The sequence below is a fragment of the Faecalispora anaeroviscerum genome, assembly GCF_947568225.1.
Taxonomy (GTDB): Bacteria; Bacillota; Clostridia; order Oscillospirales; family Acutalibacteraceae; genus Faecalispora; species Faecalispora anaeroviscerum.
Genome location: NZ_CANOOQ010000001.1, coordinates 202345 through 220505, shown reverse-complemented (window position 1 = coordinate 220505; position 18161 = coordinate 202345). Strand labels below are relative to the sequence as shown.

Here is an 18161-nt window from a genome sequence, read left to right as displayed (position 1 = left end):
CCTTGACAGGAGGGAATTTTTGAATCAGCGACAAATAAGGGGAACGCCCCCTGTGTGGCGGGTTTGTGAAAACCGCCCATAAAGTTACGAAAGGTTGTGAATGGAATGAATGCTGTTATTTATGCCCGTTATTCCTCGGATAATCAGCGGGAAGAAAGTATTGAGGGACAGCTTCGGGAATGTAAGGCATACGCCGAAAAGAACGGAATCACCGTTTTAAGCACTTACATAGACCGGGCTTTATCAGCAAAAACTGACCACCGCCCGGAGTTTCAGCACATGGTAAAGGATAGCGCAAAGGGTTTGTTTGATATAGTGCTTGTGTGGAAGTTAGACCGCTTCTCCCGAAACCGCTATGACAGCGCACATTATAAAACTGTCTTGCGGAAAAATGGTGCAAAGGTGGTTTCTGCCACCGAAAGCATATCCGAGGACAGCACCGGCATTTTGCTTGAAAGTCTGTTAGAGGGGTATGCAGAGTTTTACAGTGCCGAGTTATCGGAAAAGGTAATAAGAGGACTAACGGAAAACGCCCTCAAATGCAAATACAACGGTGGGGGCTTGCCGATTGGCTACACTATTGACAACGAACAGAATTTTCAAATTGACCCTTTAACCGCTCCAATCGTGCTTGAAGCTTTTCAGCGTTACGCCAAAGGGGCAACGGTAAAGCAGCTTGTTGACTTTCTCAACAGCAAGGGCATACAGACCTACCGTAACAAACCGCTTAGAATTGACTGCGTGAAGCGGCTGCTAAAAAATCGCCGCTATATCGGTGAATATAAATACCGCAATACCGTCACACCGAACGGTGTTCCCGCCATTATTCCGCAGGATTTATTTGACCGGGTAGGAGAACGGCTGGAGAAAAACAAAAAGGCTCCTGCGAGGGCAAAAGCCAAAGAGGAAATGTATCTGCTGACAACAAAGCTGTTTTGCGGGTGCTGCGGTGCGTATATGTGCGGTGAAAGCGGAACAAGCCGCAATTCGACCATTCACCAATATTATAAATGCGTGACCGCCAAATATAAAAAAGCCTGCCACAAAAAGACAGTGAAAAAGGATTGGATTGAAAATCTTGTCATTGAGCATATTGTAAAGCTGTTGTTTGATGATGCATTGATGAACGACCTTACTGACACATTAGTTGCTTTTCAAAAGCGGGAAAATACCACGCTACCAATGCTCAAACAGCGGCTAATCGAAACGGAAAAAGGCATTGAAAATATTCTCAACGCCATTCAGCAAGGCATACTTACTCAATCCACCAAGCAGCGGCTTGACGAGCTGGAGGAAACAAGAAGCAGCTTAGAAGTTTCCATTATCCAAGAGGAAATGCAAAAGCCACTTTTGACGAAAGAGCAATTATTATTTTGGCTACACCGCTTTCGCGCCTTGGATGTTACCAACCCCGCCCACAGGCAAAGGCTGGTTGACAGCTTCGTAAATGCAATTTATCTTTATGATGATAAAATAGTGCTGATGTTCAACTACAAAGAGGGAAGCAAAACCATCAATTTTTCTGATATAGAGTGTTCGAGTTTGAGTGCGGGTGCTGCACCAAAAGGCCCACGAAGCTTAATTGTTTCGTGGGCCTTTTTTCTGTTGCAACTATGTTTCAGGCGCATCAGGGCATGCAAGCTAGCCTGAGATCGGCTGCGGGAAAGGCCGCCAATGCAGGATTGCGGGACGCGAGGCGGGTTCTTGGGAGGCATTTGCCAGCTTTTTAAAGTCGGGACGGGCCGCAGAATTCTCAATAAAATAAGCCGACTGGGTTGCGTCCTCTATCCGGTTGGCATTGAGCATGCGGATGATACGGTCAGCACTGGTGATCCCGACACCGTGCCCGTAGTACAATTCATCTGGCAGAACGATGACGTTTTCGCCCTGCAATTCGGAGACTTTCGGATCTACCTCGGGGTTTTTAAAATATCCCCGGTCCCCCAGCAAGATATCCGTGACTGTTTCGGGCGCCCCGGCCTCTCGGAGCAGAGGGTCCAACTTGTGCCAATTCATTAGATAAATCGAGGGAAACAAGCTGTTGAACTTTTCCTCCGGAAGAACCTCCAACAGAGCTTTGTAATACAAAATCACCATCGCGGTTGCGCATTCTGTGGCGTATTTTCGACCGTTTGTAAAAATGTCCCGGATGGCATCGCTGGGCTTCACTCCGCTTTTGAGAAGGAAACCGCCGTTGCTCGTTCTCTCCCAATAGTCCGGGTTACATTCCGACTTGTGAAAAACGGCGAATTTTAGCCCGCTGCGATTCAGCTTCTTTGCTGCTTCAACGATTTCCCTGCGCATGGCAAGCTCAAATTTGAGCTGCTCCAGAGTATCGTACCGGTAAGTTTCCGTGCTTTTTGACATCTGCTCCAAAAGCTGTCTTTCCACGCTGTTTTCGGAGTAGTCTCCAATGATTTCAGAGATTTGAAAGGGAGAGCCGGATATTGTGATCATTTGTCTCCCTCCGATCCGGCTTTCGCGGCTCTAATCTGTTCTCTGACAGGCGCGTGTAGCCATTCCTTCCATGCCGGCACACTCTTGCTGCAAATTTTCTGCGAATACTCCGATAAGGCTTTCTGCTCCTCGACGCTCACTTGTTTAAAAGCAGCAATGCTTTTATTTTCTTCGTCATTGAACGAATCAATTGGCTGTTTTTCGTAGGAGGAAAAGCCTTTCTGCAAGTATTTTCGTTCCAGATCCACAGCACAGAACATCGGCTTACTGCTATACTGAAAGCTTTCCTCCGTAAAGTACAGGTATGGCTGATTTTCCTCGAGCCAGTGAAGATAACCCTCGTACCTTCCTTCCCCATCGCCTTTCGCGGCCGGGACACCTGTTTTGTCGATATTCAACAGCTCGGCGGCCAGGTCCGCGTCTTTCGGGTCGGAAGAGCGCAGACGCTGAGCGATCAGCTTCAATACCTCGGGATCATGAAAACGGAAAAGCGCCCAAACCAGGTCATGGATATAGCGCCCATTTCTGTTGCGTTTAAAAATCAGATCTACCACCAGCGGCAATATGTCTGCGTCATGATAAATATTGATTAATACCGATACGGCCACGTCGAGTATTTCCTCATAATCATCCTCTGGAATTTCCTCGGCAAAGCCGGTTTCCAAGATCCATTTGAGAACAGGATAGACTGAATTCTGCTTGGAGGACAGATAATCGGTTCCGGACGCTTTCGAGTCTCTGATTTGATTGGTAATCTGCAAGGCAGTCATATTGCGCGTGTTTAAATATCGTTGGGTGCGCTGCCGCAGGATTGGTTCATGCAGTATGTATAGGCAGGGAAACATCAGCCGATTGTCGTTGAGCAGGGTAACTGCGCGCCGGATATCTTTTTGAAAAAGCTCGTTCAAAGTACTCTTGCATTGATCAGCTCCCTCGTTGATCCGAATCTGATCCAGATAACTATACTCATTGAAATCATCTGCATTCATAAAATCAACTCCATCTTCTTTGATTCCCGCCCGCAACCGGGTTGACGGGAAGATACAGGACTTCAGTGCCTTATTCCATGATATTAAGGCAGGGCGTTCTTGATTCTTAAAAAGGCGGAAAACGCAAAAATAAATTGAACTACACCGTTTTCAAACTACCGGAACCCAAAGCACAAACCGCATGGATGCTGAAAATTTCAGTACCATGCGGTTTTTTGATTTTCTCAAATTGTGGATTTGACTCTGGCCTAACGCTTCGCCAGCTTCAAAATCTGTTCGCAAACCTCTTCCTCTTTTTGCTGTACGCGCCCAAAGTCCATATGTGGGATGTAATACCCTTCCAACTCATCGTGCAGTTCTTTCGTCTGAGCCAGTGCGCTTATCGCTTCTTCCAGCAACCGGTGGAATGTGCCGGCGCTGAACTCCGTCGCATCCTTGTACGGTGCGGTTTGCCTGAGGTCTGTGTACTGCGTCATGTCCAGTATTGTCTGCTTACGGCCTTTCATCTCGAAACCGTCCTTCTCTGAGATGAATGCCAGCTTCAGCTCCGGAATCAGCATATGCTCAATGCGCGTCTCAGGCGCGAGCGGGCAGTAATACAGCTCGACATCCAGGCCGCGGAAGACCGCCTCGGCTGCTACCCTCTCCAGCATCTCGTGTACGCCAACGCCCCACCGGCTCACGATGGAATACACCTTGCCCGCACCGTCCACCAGCGACTCCGGATGGTTTACGATCCCCGCCGGAGTAATGGCACTGGCAAACAAACGGCGTGTTTTGCCCAGCCTGCCGTTTACCGGCACCTGAGCCAGCTCCCTGTCAATGATGTACTGCGCCTGCAGCAGCGAACCGGCTTTGTCTGTCGCGGCTTCGTACGTCTCTAAAACATCATCCATCAGGCACTTGGCAGCCGCAAGGTATTTGTACGCGCGTTTATATTGCCGCTTGATTTCCCCGTTGATGCGCACAATTTCGCCGCGATTGCTGCGGATGGCCTCCTCATCCCAGTACTCCCCCAGATTGATGATCTCGTCCACTGCGGCAGGGTACACCGGGTCGGTTACATGCGGAGCCGTGCCGTCGACAAGTGCAACACCCAGCTTTGGGATCACCAGGCCATCCAGCGAATCCGGATCCGATGCGCAGTGCAGGTACTCCAGATCAAAGCCTTCCAGCGCCATCCGCTCGCCGATGCGCTTTAAAAATGTAGATTTGCCCACACCGGGGCCGCCTTTCAGGCAGTAGATACTCTTTGCCTGCGGCTGCGGCAGTATATAAGCAAAATAAGAGAAAAAGCCTTGGCTGGTATTGTTTCCCGGGAACATGTGACGAACCATACTATTTGCCATAGTAGCACCTCGCAATACTCACAATATGTGTATTTCTTTTACCATACTATGCGCGGGCTGTATTCCCAGTGCCTTTGTTCTGAAAAATAAAAATCCTGACGGAACGGATTGTGAGCCTATCACAGTTCCTTTGAAACTGCACTATAAAAGAACCCGCCGCTTTTCTAAAAGCGGCGGGTTCTTTTATAGTGTTTATTGTTTCATGTTGTACTGATCGGATTTTTTCAAAAAAGTTTGGATATTTTTCTCTTCAAGCCGCCGGTCGGCCCCTTTTCTACCCAATCTGTCGCAAAGCCCCAACAAAGCGACCTCCCGAATATCTGTATCCCGCTTCATTCCCTCCACATCAGCAAAGGGCAAATCCTTTACCACAAACAAAATCTGCATGTGGTACCGAACCAGCCGGGCCACCCGCTCAATAAATTGGGTGTCTGCTGTAAAAACGCTCAGAAATTCCTTTGTGAGCTGCGCGCCCACCTTGTCATGGTCATAGGATGTGATTTTGCTTTTTCTGCGCATGGTTGTGGAGGGCTTGCCGATGTCGTGTAACAGCGCAGCCCAAAGAAAAGCGCGGGAATCGCTGCATTTTTCTCTCACCTTTGCGGCTTCGTCCACCACCAATAAAGTATGATTCCATACGCTGCCTTCCGGATGGTGCTCAGGGGATTGCGGCGTGTTTTGCAGCCGTTCCAGCATATTGAGCGGATACTCGCTGAGAGCAGAGGTACTGGTAAGACTCGATAAGAAATGGGACGGCTTTTCGTCAAAAAGCAGATGCCGTTCTATTTCTTCAAATAAGGTACTGCCTCTTGCCAAATCATCACCCCGGATTTAGTGTTTGTTTTCGATCTGGAATCATGCTCTGCCCACAGCAAATCCCGTAATTTTACTTTTCCTGTTCTGATTCCTCCAGCGCCTGCTCAATGTCTTGAATTTCCTTTTCAATGCCTGCAATCCCGTGCTGGCGCCGTATATTTTTTTGGGCGAGCTTTTCTTTTTGTGCGTCTGAGGGGGTTTCGGCGAGGATCTCTGAAGAAACCTCCATATTGTACTTGGTGATATTGAGTTTTTTCCGGAGTTTTCCGATTCTCTCACGCCCCTGCTCCTCGTGCATTTTTTTGATGGCCTCAGCGTCGTTATCCATTCTCTCCACCTCCTATTACATTAGGACTGTCGGCGTCCAGTTCCTCCCGAGCTTGCTCCTCCTTCATTTCGCGAATCATCTGAGGGATTGCCTCAGCCCGGCGTTCGTTTTCCACTTTTAAATCCTGTAATTTTTTGTTGTCCTGCTCCGAAGCAATGATTTCCTCCGCGATTTCCATATTGTGCAGCGTAGATTCAATGACGTTTTGAATTCGCTGGGCTTTTGTTGTGTGGTTGGCAATCTGCTCCACTACCTGAAGGCCGGAAATGCAGTCGTCGTACTTTCCGGCCGAAATATCACGAATCGCCTTTTCTAAAGTCCGTTCATAATACGCCTCGGGCGACATGCCGCTGTAAGACCGACCCGTGATATGCTCACGGCTTTCCAGCTCCGCCAAGCGCGCATATTCACTCTTTACCTGCTGAATTAATACATCCCTGTTCACAAAGAGACCCTCCTGCATCGTGTGTTTTTTATTAGTATGCGGTGCAGGGGCGCGGTTTATCACGGTTCCTCCCTGATAATTTCAAACCAAATAAACCCGGAGACTGACCCGTATTTTCCCATCGTCATCGGATGCGGCGTTAGGCAGAATTCGATCCGCTCGCTTTCCTCACACGAAGAGTGATTCAGCGATAATCCGTATCCTGTAAAAGTTAAGTCTTGTGTCTGATCAAAAATCCGAGTATAATTATTTTTTATGCCATAAAAACGAAAGGATGAACGTAATGGACGAAATTAAGCAAATTTATTGCGGAGATAACTATTCTGATTTTCTTCGTTATTGCGAACTGCATAGCTATAAATGGATGCGCGACCTTGTAAACTGCCGGTTTGAAGAGCTGCCGGAATTAATACAGATCTCTCCCTCATTGCTCAGCCGTATCAAAGCCGTGTATGTTCTGTATTTGAAGAAGCACCCGGAGTGTCTGGTCGGTGTGAAGCCGGTCAAAGCAAAAACAGCGTCAGCTATGGATGATTTAAAAGACCGGCTGCTTGTCGTGTTTCAGCAGAACGCAAATAAACTGATTCGTATTACCGACATCACCAAGGCGATTGGCAAGGGGGCAAAGCGCGGCGATATCATCCATGTACTGGAGCATCAGAAATGGTGCCGCATCGTAGACAATACCACCTTCTTTTATACCCCGCTGGACTGATTGCCTACGCAGGAGAGAGCGCTATGCTCTCTTTTTTTATTTTCCTCGTTTGAGTCGATGGCAGAAGAGAATCGGATCGTTAGCTTTTTTCATTCTCCGCTGATATTTTAAACCCGGTAGCTTCTCCACATAGATATAGGCGCGAATCTGTGTTATAATTAAGAATATATGACAACGAAAAGGAGCAATCCATGCTATTATCCGCAGAAAAAATTTCTAAAAATTATGGGATGAAGCAGCTGCTGCAAGACGTTTCGCTGTACCTGAACGAGGGGAACCGGGTCGGAATCATCGGGCTTAACGGTACCGGAAAAAGCACCCTGCTGAAAATTCTGGCTGGAGTGGAGCCGCCGGATGAAGGTTTGATTTCTACGAACCCCAACGTCCAGCTGTCTTATCTTCCCCAGAATCCGCCCATTCAAGACGACTACACCGTGCTGGAGCAGGTGTTTGCAGAGTTCCCCGCACAGTTCCGTGACCTTAAGGAGTACGAGGCAAAATCCATGCTGACGCGCCTTGGGATTACGGACTATGACGCGAAAATGGGAACGTTATCAGGCGGGCAGCGAAAACGAGTGGCTCTGGCCACCGCGCTGATTCACCCTGCCGACATTCTGATTCTGGACGAGCCAACCAACCATTTGGACAGTGAAATGGTCACATGGCTCGAGCAGCGGCTGACCCGCTTTAGCGGCGGGCTGATCATGGTCACCCATGACCGGTATTTTCTGGAAAGAGTCGTCACCCACATTGTAGAGCTTTCTCACAGCAAGCTCTACACCTATGAAGCAAATTATTCGAAGTATCTGGAGCTGAAGGCTCAGCGGTCTGAAATGGATGCGGCCAGCGAGCGGAAGCGGCAGGCAATTCTGCGCAAGGAATACCAGTGGATCATGCGGGGAGCGAAGGCTCGCAGCACAAAAAGCCGCGGCCGAATTGACCGGTATGAAGCACTCAAGGAGCAGGCCGCGCCGGAAACAGACGATACGGTTCAGCTCTCTCAATTCTCCAGCCGCCTGGGCAAAAAGATTATTGAGCTGTCACACGTTACCAAGGCCTTCGGCGAGCGCACGGTGCTTCAGGATTTCTCTTATCTGATGGAACGAAATGACCGGATTGGCATCGTCGGCAAAAACGGCGCCGGTAAATCCACACTGCTGAACCTGATCGCGGGGCAGCTCGTGCCGGATGAGGGGACGGTGGAGGTCGGCTCCACTGTGAAAATCGGATATTTTTCGCAGGAGTGCCGGGAACTGGACCCAAACCAAAGAGCGTACGACTTTATCTGCGAGGTTTCGAATGAGATCAAAACTTCGGAGGGTACCTTCTCCGCGTCGCAGATGCTGGAGCGCTTTCTGTTTTCGCCGGATCTGCAATATTCCCTAATCGGCAGATTAAGCGGCGGTGAGCGCAGACGCCTGTATCTTTTAAGTATTTTGATGGCGGCCCCAAACATTCTGCTGTTGGACGAGCCCACCAATGATCTGGACATTGAAACCCTGACGATTCTGGAGGATTATCTCGAATCCTTCTCCGGCCCCGTACTCGCGGTATCTCATGACCGCTATTTTCTGGATAAGGTTGCAACGACCATTTTCGAAGTGAACGACGGCGGCGATATTCTCCGGTACCCGGGGAATTACTCCGACTACGATGAAAACCGGAAGGAGCTGCAGCAGTCAGCCGCTAAAAAAGAAGCCCCCGCCCCAAAAGAGCTGCCCAAAAGGGCGCAAAAGCTGAAATTCTCTTTTAAAGAGCAGCGGGAATTTGAAACCATTGAGGACGACATTGCGGCACTGGAAGCCAAAATTTCCGAATGCGAAGCGGAAATTAGCCAATCCGCCAGTGATTACGTTCGCCTGCAAACGCTCATGGATCAAAAGGCGGAACTGGAAGCAAATCTGGAAGCAAAAACAGAACGCTGGCTTTACCTGACGGAGTTAGCGGAGAAAATTGCCGCACAAAAATAGCTGCGGAGGAGCCACCGCATGGAAGCTGAGAAACCCACGAAATACTACACCTATATGCTGCGCTGCGCCGACGGCACCCTGTACAGCGGCTACACGACCGACCCGTTCCGCCGCGCAGCCCTGCACAACAGCGGGAAGGGCGCAAAATACACTCGTTCCCGCAGGCCAGTAGAGCTGGTTTTTGTGGAAGGTCACGCTACAAAAAGCGAAGCGTTACGGCGCGAGGCAGCGCTGAAAAGGCTCAGCCGGGCGCAAAAGCTGCTGTTGATTGAGCAGACCAGCATTGAAACAGAATGAGTCAGTTGTAAAGTACAGGGACGATCATCAAAAGCAAGGCGGCGAATGCAGAAATGGAATTGCTGGATATTGTAGATGAAAACGGAATCCCCACCGGGGAAACCGTGGAACGGGAAACGGCACACCGCAGCGGAATCCGCCACCGCACCTCCCATGTGTGGATTTTACGGAAACGGGATGGAAAGGTACAGGTGCTTTTGCAGAAGAGAAGCCTCAATAAAGATTCCCACCCGGGGTGCTATGACATATCGAGCGCCGGTCATATCCCCTATGGGGAGGATTTTTCAGAGTCTGCCCTGAGAGAATTAAAGGAAGAGCTTGGCGTGACCGCCGCCGCGGAGGAACTGGTTTTCTGCGGATGCTGCCGCTCGGAATACCATGGAGTATTCCATGGGCAGAAATTCTGGGATCATCAGGTCAGCAATGTATATATCCTCTGGAGAGATATGGAAGAAGCCGAATTCACCTTGCAGGAATCAGAAGTGGATTCTGTTCTATGGATGGACTGGGACAAGTGCCTTACCATGGTTCGACAGCAACAGGCGCCGAACTGCATTCGAACCCATGAGCTGGAAATGGTTTTTTCCGCTGTTCAACTTCTGAATGAGGGCAGCCTGCCGCCCGTTTCCCCGATTCAGGAGCATTGATTTCACCAAAGCTTTCGCTCACACATTATCTATCGGAATGGTGGCTTGCTGAATCCCGTAACAAAATCTTGCAGAATCGGCCGCTGCTTTTTTCAGGCAGCGGCCGACCCCGCATTGAATGAATTTAGTTTTTATTGTTCTTCTAATTTGTCATTTAGTAATAAAAAATATTTATTTTGTTGAAATTGGTAATATTTGGTATTATAATAATAATCACTCTAAAGAAATAACAAAGGATTCAGAATTAATACTGAATTGTAGCAAAAAGCTGGCCAACCATTTGCTCCATATGAACTGAAAGCTGGAGTTCATTTCATTTGTTCATTCGGGGTCGTGCAGTTTCCTGCAAAGAAGCATAGTCAAAACGTTATTTTTGCTTGTATAGGAGATTTGTTCCTGACGTGAGGAGGCAATTATGGACGCGATACGAAACCAGAAGGAACCCCTCAAAACCTCTCAGTACATTCAAACCATGGAAAGACTGTTGCACGTTGTCCAGGAATTATCCGCTGCACGCAATCTGGAGACCGTGATGGACATTGTGCGTCATTCGGTGCGAGATTTGACCGGGTCTGACGGCGCGACTTTTGTTTTGCGCGACCATGACTTTTGCTATTATGCGGAGGAAGACTCCATCTCTCCGTTATGGAAGGGCAACCGCTTCCCCATGCAGGTATGTATCAGCGGGTGGGTCATGCTGAACCGGATTCCCGCAATTATTGAGGACATCTATACGGACCCCCGCATTCCGATCGACGTATATCAAAAGACTTACGTAAAAAGTCTTGCGATGGTTCCGATTAAAACGAACGATCCGATCGGAGCCATCGGTTGCTATTGGGCCAAAAAACACAACGCGATGCCTGAGCAGATCAAGGTGCTGCAGGTGCTGGCCGACACAGCCGCGATCGCCATGGACAACATTCATTATCAGAATATCATCGCAGCGAAAGCCCATCAACTGGAAAAGGCAATCGACGGCACACTGCTGGCCATTGCCAATATGGTGGAGCAGAAGGATTTATACACCGCGGGGCACCAGAAGCGGGTTGCCCTGATTGGGCTGGCTATTGCGCAGGAACTGGGCTGGAGCCGGGAACGCTGTGAAAAGGTGTTTCGCGCGGGAGTCGTTCACGACATCGGAAAAATCGGAATTCCCAGCGAGCTGCTGGCGAAACCCGCCAAACTGACCGAAATTGAATACGCCCTGATCAAAACTCATTCCGAAGCAGGGTATACCATCCTGAAGGATGTGCCGCTGCTCTCTATGACAGCGCAGATCATTTTGCAGCATCATGAGCGCTATAACGGCAGCGGGTATCCATATGGACTGAAAAAGGACGAGATTCTTCCTGAAGCTCAAATTCTGATTGTGGCGGATGTGTTCGAATCCATGATGTCGCACAGGCCTTACCGGCCGGCGCTGGGTGTTGACGCGGCCATTGACGAACTGGTCCTGAACAAAGGGATTCTGTATCACCCGGATATTGTGGACGCCATTGTGCATCTTGTGAAAGACAAAGGCTACCAGATTCCGGAGTAATCAATTAATCCACATCGTTGTTTTGCGGGGGATCGTCTGGTAAAACCATTGGGCCTCGGCAACCGCAATCCGCACGCAGCCGTGCGACGCACGCTTGCCAACGGTGTAATCAGAAACCTTGTTATGTAAATACGGCAAAGAATGAATCATATAATCACCGGAATAGGACACATAGTATTTTGCGCCCTCGCGACTATAGGAACCGAAGGATTTTCCGTAGCTGGCTGGGGTAAACGTGCCACGCAGCGTTGGGGTCACGTTTTTGCCTGAAGCACAGGAAACAGATTTGACGAGCTTCCAGTTTTCCTGGCTGCCGGTGAACACATTGAGCAACTGGCGGTCGATGTCTACCCAAACAAAGTAGCTCGAGCCGCTCGAAAAGCCCATGTGATTTATATAATACACCAGTTCCTCCTCAGTAAGCCTGTCCGCATTCGTTTCCGGGTCCGGCGGAATCGAAAGCGCTGTTCCCTTAACCCACGCTGTCCGTTTCCCAATCTTCACCAAATATTTTTGTCCGCCATTGATATCCCGAAGAATCTCAACCTGTGCTCCGGCCCAGACCTCGTTATCATTTGTTTTCATCGTTCCATATAGAATTGATGGTTTCACCAGCGACATGACGTCACGCGTTGGAACAAAATCGTTTTTCGCTTCGGCAGCACCGGAAAATGGAGCGATTAGAATGGCAAACAGAACGATTACCGTACCAAGGAACACCTCTTTTTTTCCTCTATGTTTCATAAAATCCCCTCTTCTTTATAACAAGCGCTAGGCCGGGTAATCGGGAGCCGCTACCACGCGGGGCGCTTTTTTCTTATTATTTTCATTTTATCGAAAAAAACAATCAAAGTAAAGATGGGAAATCCCACAGATTAAAACCATGCGGGATATTCTGAAATTTCAAGTATTTTTCTAAAAAAAGAGATGGAAGAAACGAGTATGCTTTTTTTCAAATGTCCGAAAAACGCAGAAAGAGCCGATCAAAAGATCGGCTCTTTCTTATGTTACCTGCACCCCGATGCTGGCACAGTATTTATCCGTTGGGTCTACCGCATAAATGATTGCTGTTCCTTGGCCGACCGCAATGATTTCGCCTGTGTTGCTGGTCACCTGCGCAACTGCTTCATTGGAGGAAACCCACAGCAGCGTATTGGCCGCGATTGAAATACCGTTCTTTTGAATTCCTGCTACGGAACTCGTCATTCCCTTCTGAATCGAAAGCGGAACCGTACTGGTAAAGGTCAGGCCAATTTTCGACGCGTCAATGCTTGCAGAGGTCTGCGACTGGCCCGAAACCGTAATCGGGACCGACACGCTGATCCAGCCGGACTCCACGCTGGTCTGGTACCAGTAGCTGACCGTAGTATCCCCTTCGGAAATAGCCGAGATCACCACGCGGTTCTGGCTGTCGATGGAAGCAACCGCAATGGTTTCATCGTCGCTTTTCAGGCGGAGAATGCCCGAATAAATGTCACTGATGTAGCTCGTGTTTTCCGGCAGAGTAACTCTGGCCAGGGTCTTTACAGCCGACGCCTGCTCTGAGTTGGCCAGAGCGGGAGACGAAATGCCGACCGCCAACAGTATAGCGCCTACCAGGCACAAAAGGTTTTTCCAATGGAATTTCTTGCTTTTCATCTGATTCTCCTTTCTGAACAGGTTCCTCGGCGGGGAGTGCTTTTGTTTCCGCCTGTTTTTCCTGCCCGTCTTCATACAATTCTCCGTCAATGATATGAACGATTCGTTTGGCATGCTGCGCAACACTCAGATCGTGCGTAATCATTACAATGGTGTTTCCCATCGAATTTAGCTCGCTGAACAGCTTTAAAACCTCCTGCCCGGTCGTCCGGTCCAGCGCACCGGTGGGCTCGTCGGCCAGAAGAAGCTCTGGGGTTCCCACCAGCGCACGGGCAATCGCGGCACGCTGCTGCTGCCCACCCGAAAGCTCGTTTGGCTTATGATCTACCCTCTCGCTCATCCCCAGCATCGTGAGCTTCTCCATCGACAGCTCCTCTGCCTTTTTGCGGGGAATGCCACGAATCAGAAGGGGCATCATGGTATTGAGCAGAACCGAGTATTTTTGAATGAGGTGGTATTTCTGAAAGATGAATCCAATCTTCTCATTACGCAGCCTGGTCAGCTGAGCATCGTTCAGCTGGCCAACCGCGCACCCCGTCAGGCAATACCCCCCCTCCTGAAAACGATCCATGCAGCCGATCACATTCATTAGGGTGCTTTTTCCGGAACCGGACGGACCCAGAATGGCCAGATAATCCCCGTTCATAACTTCCAGGGAAATATTCTTAAGCACCTTCAGCTCACTTTCTCCCTGATGATAGCTTTTACTCAAATTTTCGATTTTTATAATTGGCTCCAAACCATCACCCCCGGTTGTCTGTTATTGAGAGAGCACCCGAACCGCGGTAATGGTCTGCATACCGTCGCTCTCAGTTTTTTCTGTAATTTGCAAAATCATTCCAACCGTAATGCTGGAATAGTCTTTACCAGAACCGGTTTTGCTCGCCGACTGAGTCGTGTTCCCTTGCTTTGTGCCGGAGAAAGCCTGCTTGTTCTGCGCCGCACCACTTTGCGCCGGCATTCCTCCACCATTTCCACCGTTACCGCCATTTCCGCCGGGCATCCCGCCACCCTCTGGCATTCCTCCGCTCATGCCGGAACCGGTAAGCGTAAGGCCAACCGGAATCAGAACGGTTTTGCTTTCTCCCGTGAGGGTGATCGAAACCTCGCCGCTGCTCTTTTTTTCTTCAGAAGCAGACTGTGATACTCCCGAAGCAGTTCCAGATTCGGCAGGCGGTGGCATCATACCGGAGGCAGAGCCTGATTCCGTGGGGCCACCGTGTTCCGACCGGCTGCCAGACGGAGCCGTACCGGTTTTGGAAGCATTCTCATCTCGCTGCGGAGGCTCCCCTCCACCGGAAGGCATTCCCCCTTGATCGCCGCCTTCTACTGTGCCAAGCTCCAATGTAACCTGATTGCCCGTAATCGCCGTCACCTTACCGGCATAAATTGTTTCCCCACTGGAAGAGGAAGAGGTCCCAGACTCACCGGATGACGCCTTTCCCTCTGAACTGCCGCTCTTCCCTGCGCACCCCGCCAGAGAGGCAGCAAACACGGCAAGGGCGAGAGCGCCCGCAAAAAAGGCTTTTGATTGTTTTACCATGATAAATCTCCTCCTGTTATTCCTGAGAAAGCGCTTCAATTGGCATTAAGGAAGCAGCCTTCCACGCCGGATAAAATCCGAAAACTGTTCCTGTAACAACCGCAAACAGCATGGAGTACATCCCGCTGACGGCCAAAGGTTCGACAGTCATTCCCGTCAGGCGCAGCAAAGGAACCATTAAAAATCCCAGTACAACGCCAATTACCCCGCCAAACACACTGATGAAATTTGCCTCGGAAAGAAACTGGAGTAAAATTTCACGTTTAGAGCATCCCAAGGCTTTCAAAATTCCGATTTCTTGTGTTCGCTCCTTCACCGATACGAACAATACGTTCATAATACCGATACCGCCGACTAAAAACACGATGCAAGCAACCGCAACCAACAGCATAGACAGCGTATTCGCGGAAGCCGTAGCGGCCTCCATGCTGCTGCCGGCATCGGTAATTTTGAAGCTCGCATTTTCGTGGTTCTCTTCCAGAACAGTATTGATATTTGTTATGACATCTGAAACGTCGTTTACGTCCTCTGCAATCGCGGTGATTTCCGGGCTAGCGTCTTTTCCGAATACATATTTCACCGCAGTGGAATAGGGAATAAAAATAGAGTCATCTGGACTTGTGCCGGACGAAACGCTGCCCATCAAGCTAAGCACGCCGATGATTTCATACGTCTTCCCCTCTAAAGAGATGCTCTCGCCATAGGCGGCATAAGCGCTGCCGTAAATCTCCTGAGCCTTGGTATAGCCGATTACGGCTACCTTGGATTTATCCGTTTCATCATCGTTTGAAAGGAAACTGCCCTGCAGCAACTCCAGATTGGTAATTTCCTGATAATTGGAAAGAACGCCGACAACGGTTTCATCGGTTTCTTCGGTGAGGTTTCCTCCCTCGGCGGACGCTGTGCCGCTGGCGGAAATCGTGATCATGGAAATCCCCGGAACCAGATCAGAAATGTTCTGCATGTCTTCTTCCGTCAACGTTACACTCTGGCCACCTACACCGGGCATTCCCCCGGGCATTCCACCGGGCATTCCACCACCGGGCATTCCTCCGCCTCCGGTACGGGCACCTCCACCACCGCCAGGCATTCCTCCTCCACCAGGCATCCCACCTTCACCGGGCATTCCGCCACCACCACCGGGCATTCCGCCACCCATCATCTGATCCTGCATATCGGCCTCTGTGCTGACAGCAACATTAATGGAGCCTGCATTTAGGTTCTTAAACTGGTTCTGAACATCTACTTCGCCGCCATGGCCAATGGCGATTACCAGCACAATCGTGGCAGAACCGACAATGATTCCCAGTGAGGTGAGCATTACCTTAAACTTGCTTTCCATAATATTGATCCACACCAGGCGGATAATTTCTGAAAAGTGCATTCCACCCTTCGCTATTTCACGGCTCATTTTGCCGTCACCGCACTTTCCGTCAAAACGGTTTCGCCTTCCTCCAGGCCATCCGTGACGGCAACGCTCGTTCCGTTGCTGAAACCGGTAACAATTGTGCGTTTTTCCGGATTCCCGTCGCTGCCCTTCACCAGAACGCTGGAAACGCCGTTTTCAAACGTGACCGCCCGGTTCGGAATATACAGAACGTCCTTCGCGCGTTTTTGGATCAGCGTGGCTTCACCGCTCATTCCCGTGTAAATTTTGCCCGAGATCGTATTGCTTCCCGTCATTCGAACGGTGACCGTATAGCTGACGGAGGAGGAACCGCTGCGGGCCGGTTCTGCCGTAATGCTCTCTACCAGAGCGTCAAAGGACTGATCGTCGTAGGCGGAAAGCTCAATGGAAGCCTCCTGCCCAACCTCTACACTGGTGATGTCGTCCTCAGACACCGAAACGGAGAGGGAAACGGAATCGGACCGTGAAATAGTCATCATTGCCTGATCGGCCGTAACGCTGGCTCCGTCTGTGTAGGTTACTGTGGCTACAATTCCGTCGCAGGGGCTGGTAATAATTCCAACGTTGTTCATCGCGCTGGTAATATTATCGATTTTATTTTGCAGCGTATCGCAGCTTTCCTGCTGCGTCGTTACCGCCTGCCCCAGCTGACTGACCGTAAGGTCATAGGTGCTGCCGGCGTTGGACGCCGTATTCAGATCGGTTTTTTCCTGAGTCAGTGCGTCGAGAGAAGAAATTTGAGCCGTTTTCTGCGCTTTTTTCAGGTTATATTCCGCGGTTTTTACGCTGCTCTGCAGTTCAGTGACCTTATCGGCCAGTTCTTTGGCAGAAACACTCTCATCGTCATTACTGCTAACATGATATTTTTCGTTAAAGGTATCTTTAAAATTATTGTAGGCTGTCGTATAGTTGGTATATTCGGCAGTGTGTTGCGCTACCTGTTTTTTCAGAGTAGTCTGCTGGCTAATAACGCTGCCTGCTACTTTGTTGTAATAAATCTCTGCTGTCTCTTCCGCCTCATCATACCCGTCTTTGAGATCATCCTCATCGTCACTTTCCGCATACTTGGCCTGCAGCCATTCCGTCTTTGCTGTTTCTGCTGCGGATACCAATGAATCATAGCGGTCAATTACCGTCTTGTGATCTTCTGTGTATTCTTCAAGTTGGGTTTCATAGCTGGTTTTAGCTGTTTTGGCATCGTCCATCCATTTTTCCAGCTGATTCAGCTTTGTGTAATCCGCTGAAAATGATTTTTGCAGGGTCTGATATTCTTCCAGAGATTCCTTGGCTTCTTTTAATGTCAATTCTGCGGTAGCAATATTATTTTGCAGCTGCTCTTCCGTCAGCTGCCGGGTAACCGACGCTGTTTGAGATAAATACTGACTGGATTCATACGTGATTTTCGCTTCCTCCAGCTTTACTGTTTGATCACTCAGGGCCTTCTGCAAAGAAAGCTTCGCAGCTTCCAGTTTTTGGCGGGTTTCGAGGCTTCCCTCCGAAACGCTGTTCAGATCCAGTTGAATCAGCGCATCTCCTTTTTTGACGGTGGTGCCCGATTTGACCAGCACCTTTGCAATATCACTGTCTACCGGGAAGCTGATCGACTCCGAATCGAGCGAAACAGTACCTGATTCCGAAACTCCTACGGTAACATCTCCTTTTGTGACGGTGGATTCCCGGTAAGAAACCGTCTGCTGTGCGGATTGGGCACTTCGCCAGACAGTAAACCAAACCGCTCCGCCGGTAACAACCACCACCCCTAAACAAACGATGATTGCCATTTTTTTATGCGCCGCGGCAAACTGACCAATGGACTTCAGCTTTTCTACCATGGTAATCCTCCCAAATAATCAAAGTAAATGCGCTGAAAAAGAAAATGCAATCTTTCCCAGAAAATGAAGCAAATTTATCCTACCGAAAGAATGTGAGAAAACAATAGCCTCCAAATTAGAATCACATGAAAAAGCCTCTCCAAAATTGGAGAGGCTCAAAATTGCTGTATTTTTCTAGCTTTTC

The 18161-nt window shown here is 49.5% G+C and carries 18 protein-coding genes; 6 read left to right on the top strand and 12 right to left on the bottom strand.

Features of this window, described 5'->3' with window-relative positions:
• Positions 1-105 precede the first annotated feature (105 nt).
• Entirely contained in the window at positions 106-1650 is a 1545-nt protein-coding gene (locus QOS46_RS01120) for a recombinase family protein (protein ID WP_283606635.1), read from the top strand.
• Here the strand turns inward: QOS46_RS01120 and QOS46_RS01115 are convergent.
• The 6 genes from QOS46_RS01115 to QOS46_RS01090 all read right to left on the bottom strand — a co-directional run bounded on the left by QOS46_RS01115 (position 1642) and on the right by QOS46_RS01090 (position 6384).
• A complete protein-coding gene (locus tag QOS46_RS01115) occupies positions 1642-2457 on the bottom strand; it encodes a protein-glutamine gamma-glutamyltransferase (RefSeq protein WP_283606633.1) in 816 nt (271 codons plus the stop codon). The two genes, QOS46_RS01120 and QOS46_RS01115, sit on opposite strands and share 9 nt — an antisense overlap.
• Positions 2454-3446, bottom strand: coding sequence for a hypothetical protein (locus QOS46_RS01110; protein ID WP_283606632.1), 993 nt, complete (start codon positions 3444-3446; stop codon positions 2454-2456). The genes QOS46_RS01115 and QOS46_RS01110 overlap by 4 nt, the downstream gene beginning before the upstream one ends.
• Positions 3447-3694: 248 nt before the next feature.
• Positions 3695-4795: a PRK06851 family protein gene (locus tag QOS46_RS01105; protein ID WP_283606630.1), complete on the bottom strand. Its 1101-nt coding sequence runs from the start codon at positions 4793-4795 to the stop codon at positions 3695-3697.
• A 192-nt stretch (positions 4796-4987) separates the two neighbouring features.
• Complete coding sequence (locus QOS46_RS01100) at positions 4988-5611, bottom strand: HDIG domain-containing metalloprotein (protein WP_283606628.1); 624 nt, start codon at positions 5609-5611, stop codon at positions 4988-4990.
• A 70-nt stretch (positions 5612-5681) separates the two neighbouring features.
• Positions 5682-5939, bottom strand: coding sequence for a small, acid-soluble spore protein tlp (locus QOS46_RS01095; protein ID WP_283606627.1), 258 nt, complete (start codon positions 5937-5939; stop codon positions 5682-5684).
• Positions 5932-6384, bottom strand: coding sequence for a small, acid-soluble spore protein tlp (locus tag QOS46_RS01090; protein WP_283606626.1), 453 nt, complete (start codon positions 6382-6384; stop codon positions 5932-5934). The genes QOS46_RS01095 and QOS46_RS01090 overlap by 8 nt, the downstream gene beginning before the upstream one ends.
• Before the next feature lie 283 nt (positions 6385-6667).
• Between QOS46_RS01090 and QOS46_RS01085 the strand changes: the two genes are divergently transcribed.
• From QOS46_RS01085 to QOS46_RS01065, 5 genes are all read left to right on the top strand, one after another.
• Positions 6668-7099 carry a hypothetical protein gene (locus QOS46_RS01085; RefSeq protein ID WP_283606624.1) on the top strand — a complete coding sequence of 144 codons (432 nt, stop codon included), beginning with the start codon at positions 6668-6670 and terminating at the stop codon, positions 7097-7099.
• Positions 7100-7290: 191 nt separating this feature from the next.
• Positions 7291-9069 carry an ABC-F family ATP-binding cassette domain-containing protein gene (locus QOS46_RS01080; protein WP_283606621.1) on the top strand — a complete coding sequence of 593 codons (1779 nt, stop codon included), beginning with the start codon at positions 7291-7293 and terminating at the stop codon, positions 9067-9069.
• An 18-nt stretch (positions 9070-9087) separates the two neighbouring features.
• Positions 9088-9366: a GIY-YIG nuclease family protein gene (locus QOS46_RS01075; RefSeq protein ID WP_283606619.1), complete on the top strand. Its 279-nt coding sequence runs from the start codon at positions 9088-9090 to the stop codon at positions 9364-9366.
• Between the two features lie 53 nt (positions 9367-9419).
• On the top strand, positions 9420-10013 hold the full coding sequence (locus QOS46_RS01070) for an NUDIX hydrolase (protein WP_283606618.1): 594 nt from the start codon (positions 9420-9422) through the stop codon (positions 10011-10013).
• A gap of 415 nt (positions 10014-10428) precedes the next feature.
• Entirely contained in the window at positions 10429-11556 is a 1128-nt protein-coding gene (locus QOS46_RS01065) for an HD domain-containing phosphohydrolase (RefSeq protein ID WP_283606616.1), read from the top strand.
• On the opposite strand, the gene QOS46_RS01060 is transcribed toward QOS46_RS01065, so the two are convergent.
• The 6 genes from QOS46_RS01060 to QOS46_RS01035 all read right to left on the bottom strand — a co-directional run bounded on the left by QOS46_RS01060 (position 11557) and on the right by QOS46_RS01035 (position 17977).
• Positions 11557-12300 carry a L,D-transpeptidase gene (locus tag QOS46_RS01060; protein WP_283606614.1) on the bottom strand — a complete coding sequence of 248 codons (744 nt, stop codon included), beginning with the start codon at positions 12298-12300 and terminating at the stop codon, positions 11557-11559.
• Between the two features lie 258 nt (positions 12301-12558).
• Positions 12559-13137, bottom strand: coding sequence for a hypothetical protein (locus tag QOS46_RS01055; protein ID WP_283606612.1), 579 nt, complete (start codon positions 13135-13137; stop codon positions 12559-12561).
• Positions 13031-13933, bottom strand: coding sequence for an ABC transporter ATP-binding protein (locus QOS46_RS01050; RefSeq protein WP_283606611.1), 903 nt, complete (start codon positions 13931-13933; stop codon positions 13031-13033). The genes QOS46_RS01055 and QOS46_RS01050 overlap by 107 nt, the downstream gene beginning before the upstream one ends.
• Before the next feature lie 21 nt (positions 13934-13954).
• On the bottom strand, positions 13955-14737 hold the full coding sequence (locus tag QOS46_RS01045; protein ID WP_283606610.1) for a hypothetical protein: 783 nt from the start codon (positions 14735-14737) through the stop codon (positions 13955-13957).
• Positions 14738-14753: 16 nt separating this feature from the next.
• Positions 14754-16148 carry an ABC transporter permease gene (locus QOS46_RS01040; protein ID WP_326521337.1) on the bottom strand — a complete coding sequence of 465 codons (1395 nt, stop codon included), beginning with the start codon at positions 16146-16148 and terminating at the stop codon, positions 14754-14756.
• Positions 16145-17977, bottom strand: a complete 1833-nt coding sequence (locus QOS46_RS01035; protein ID WP_283606608.1) for an efflux RND transporter periplasmic adaptor subunit — start codon at positions 17975-17977, stop codon at positions 16145-16147. The genes QOS46_RS01040 and QOS46_RS01035 overlap by 4 nt, the downstream gene beginning before the upstream one ends.
• Positions 17978-18161 lie beyond the last annotated feature (184 nt).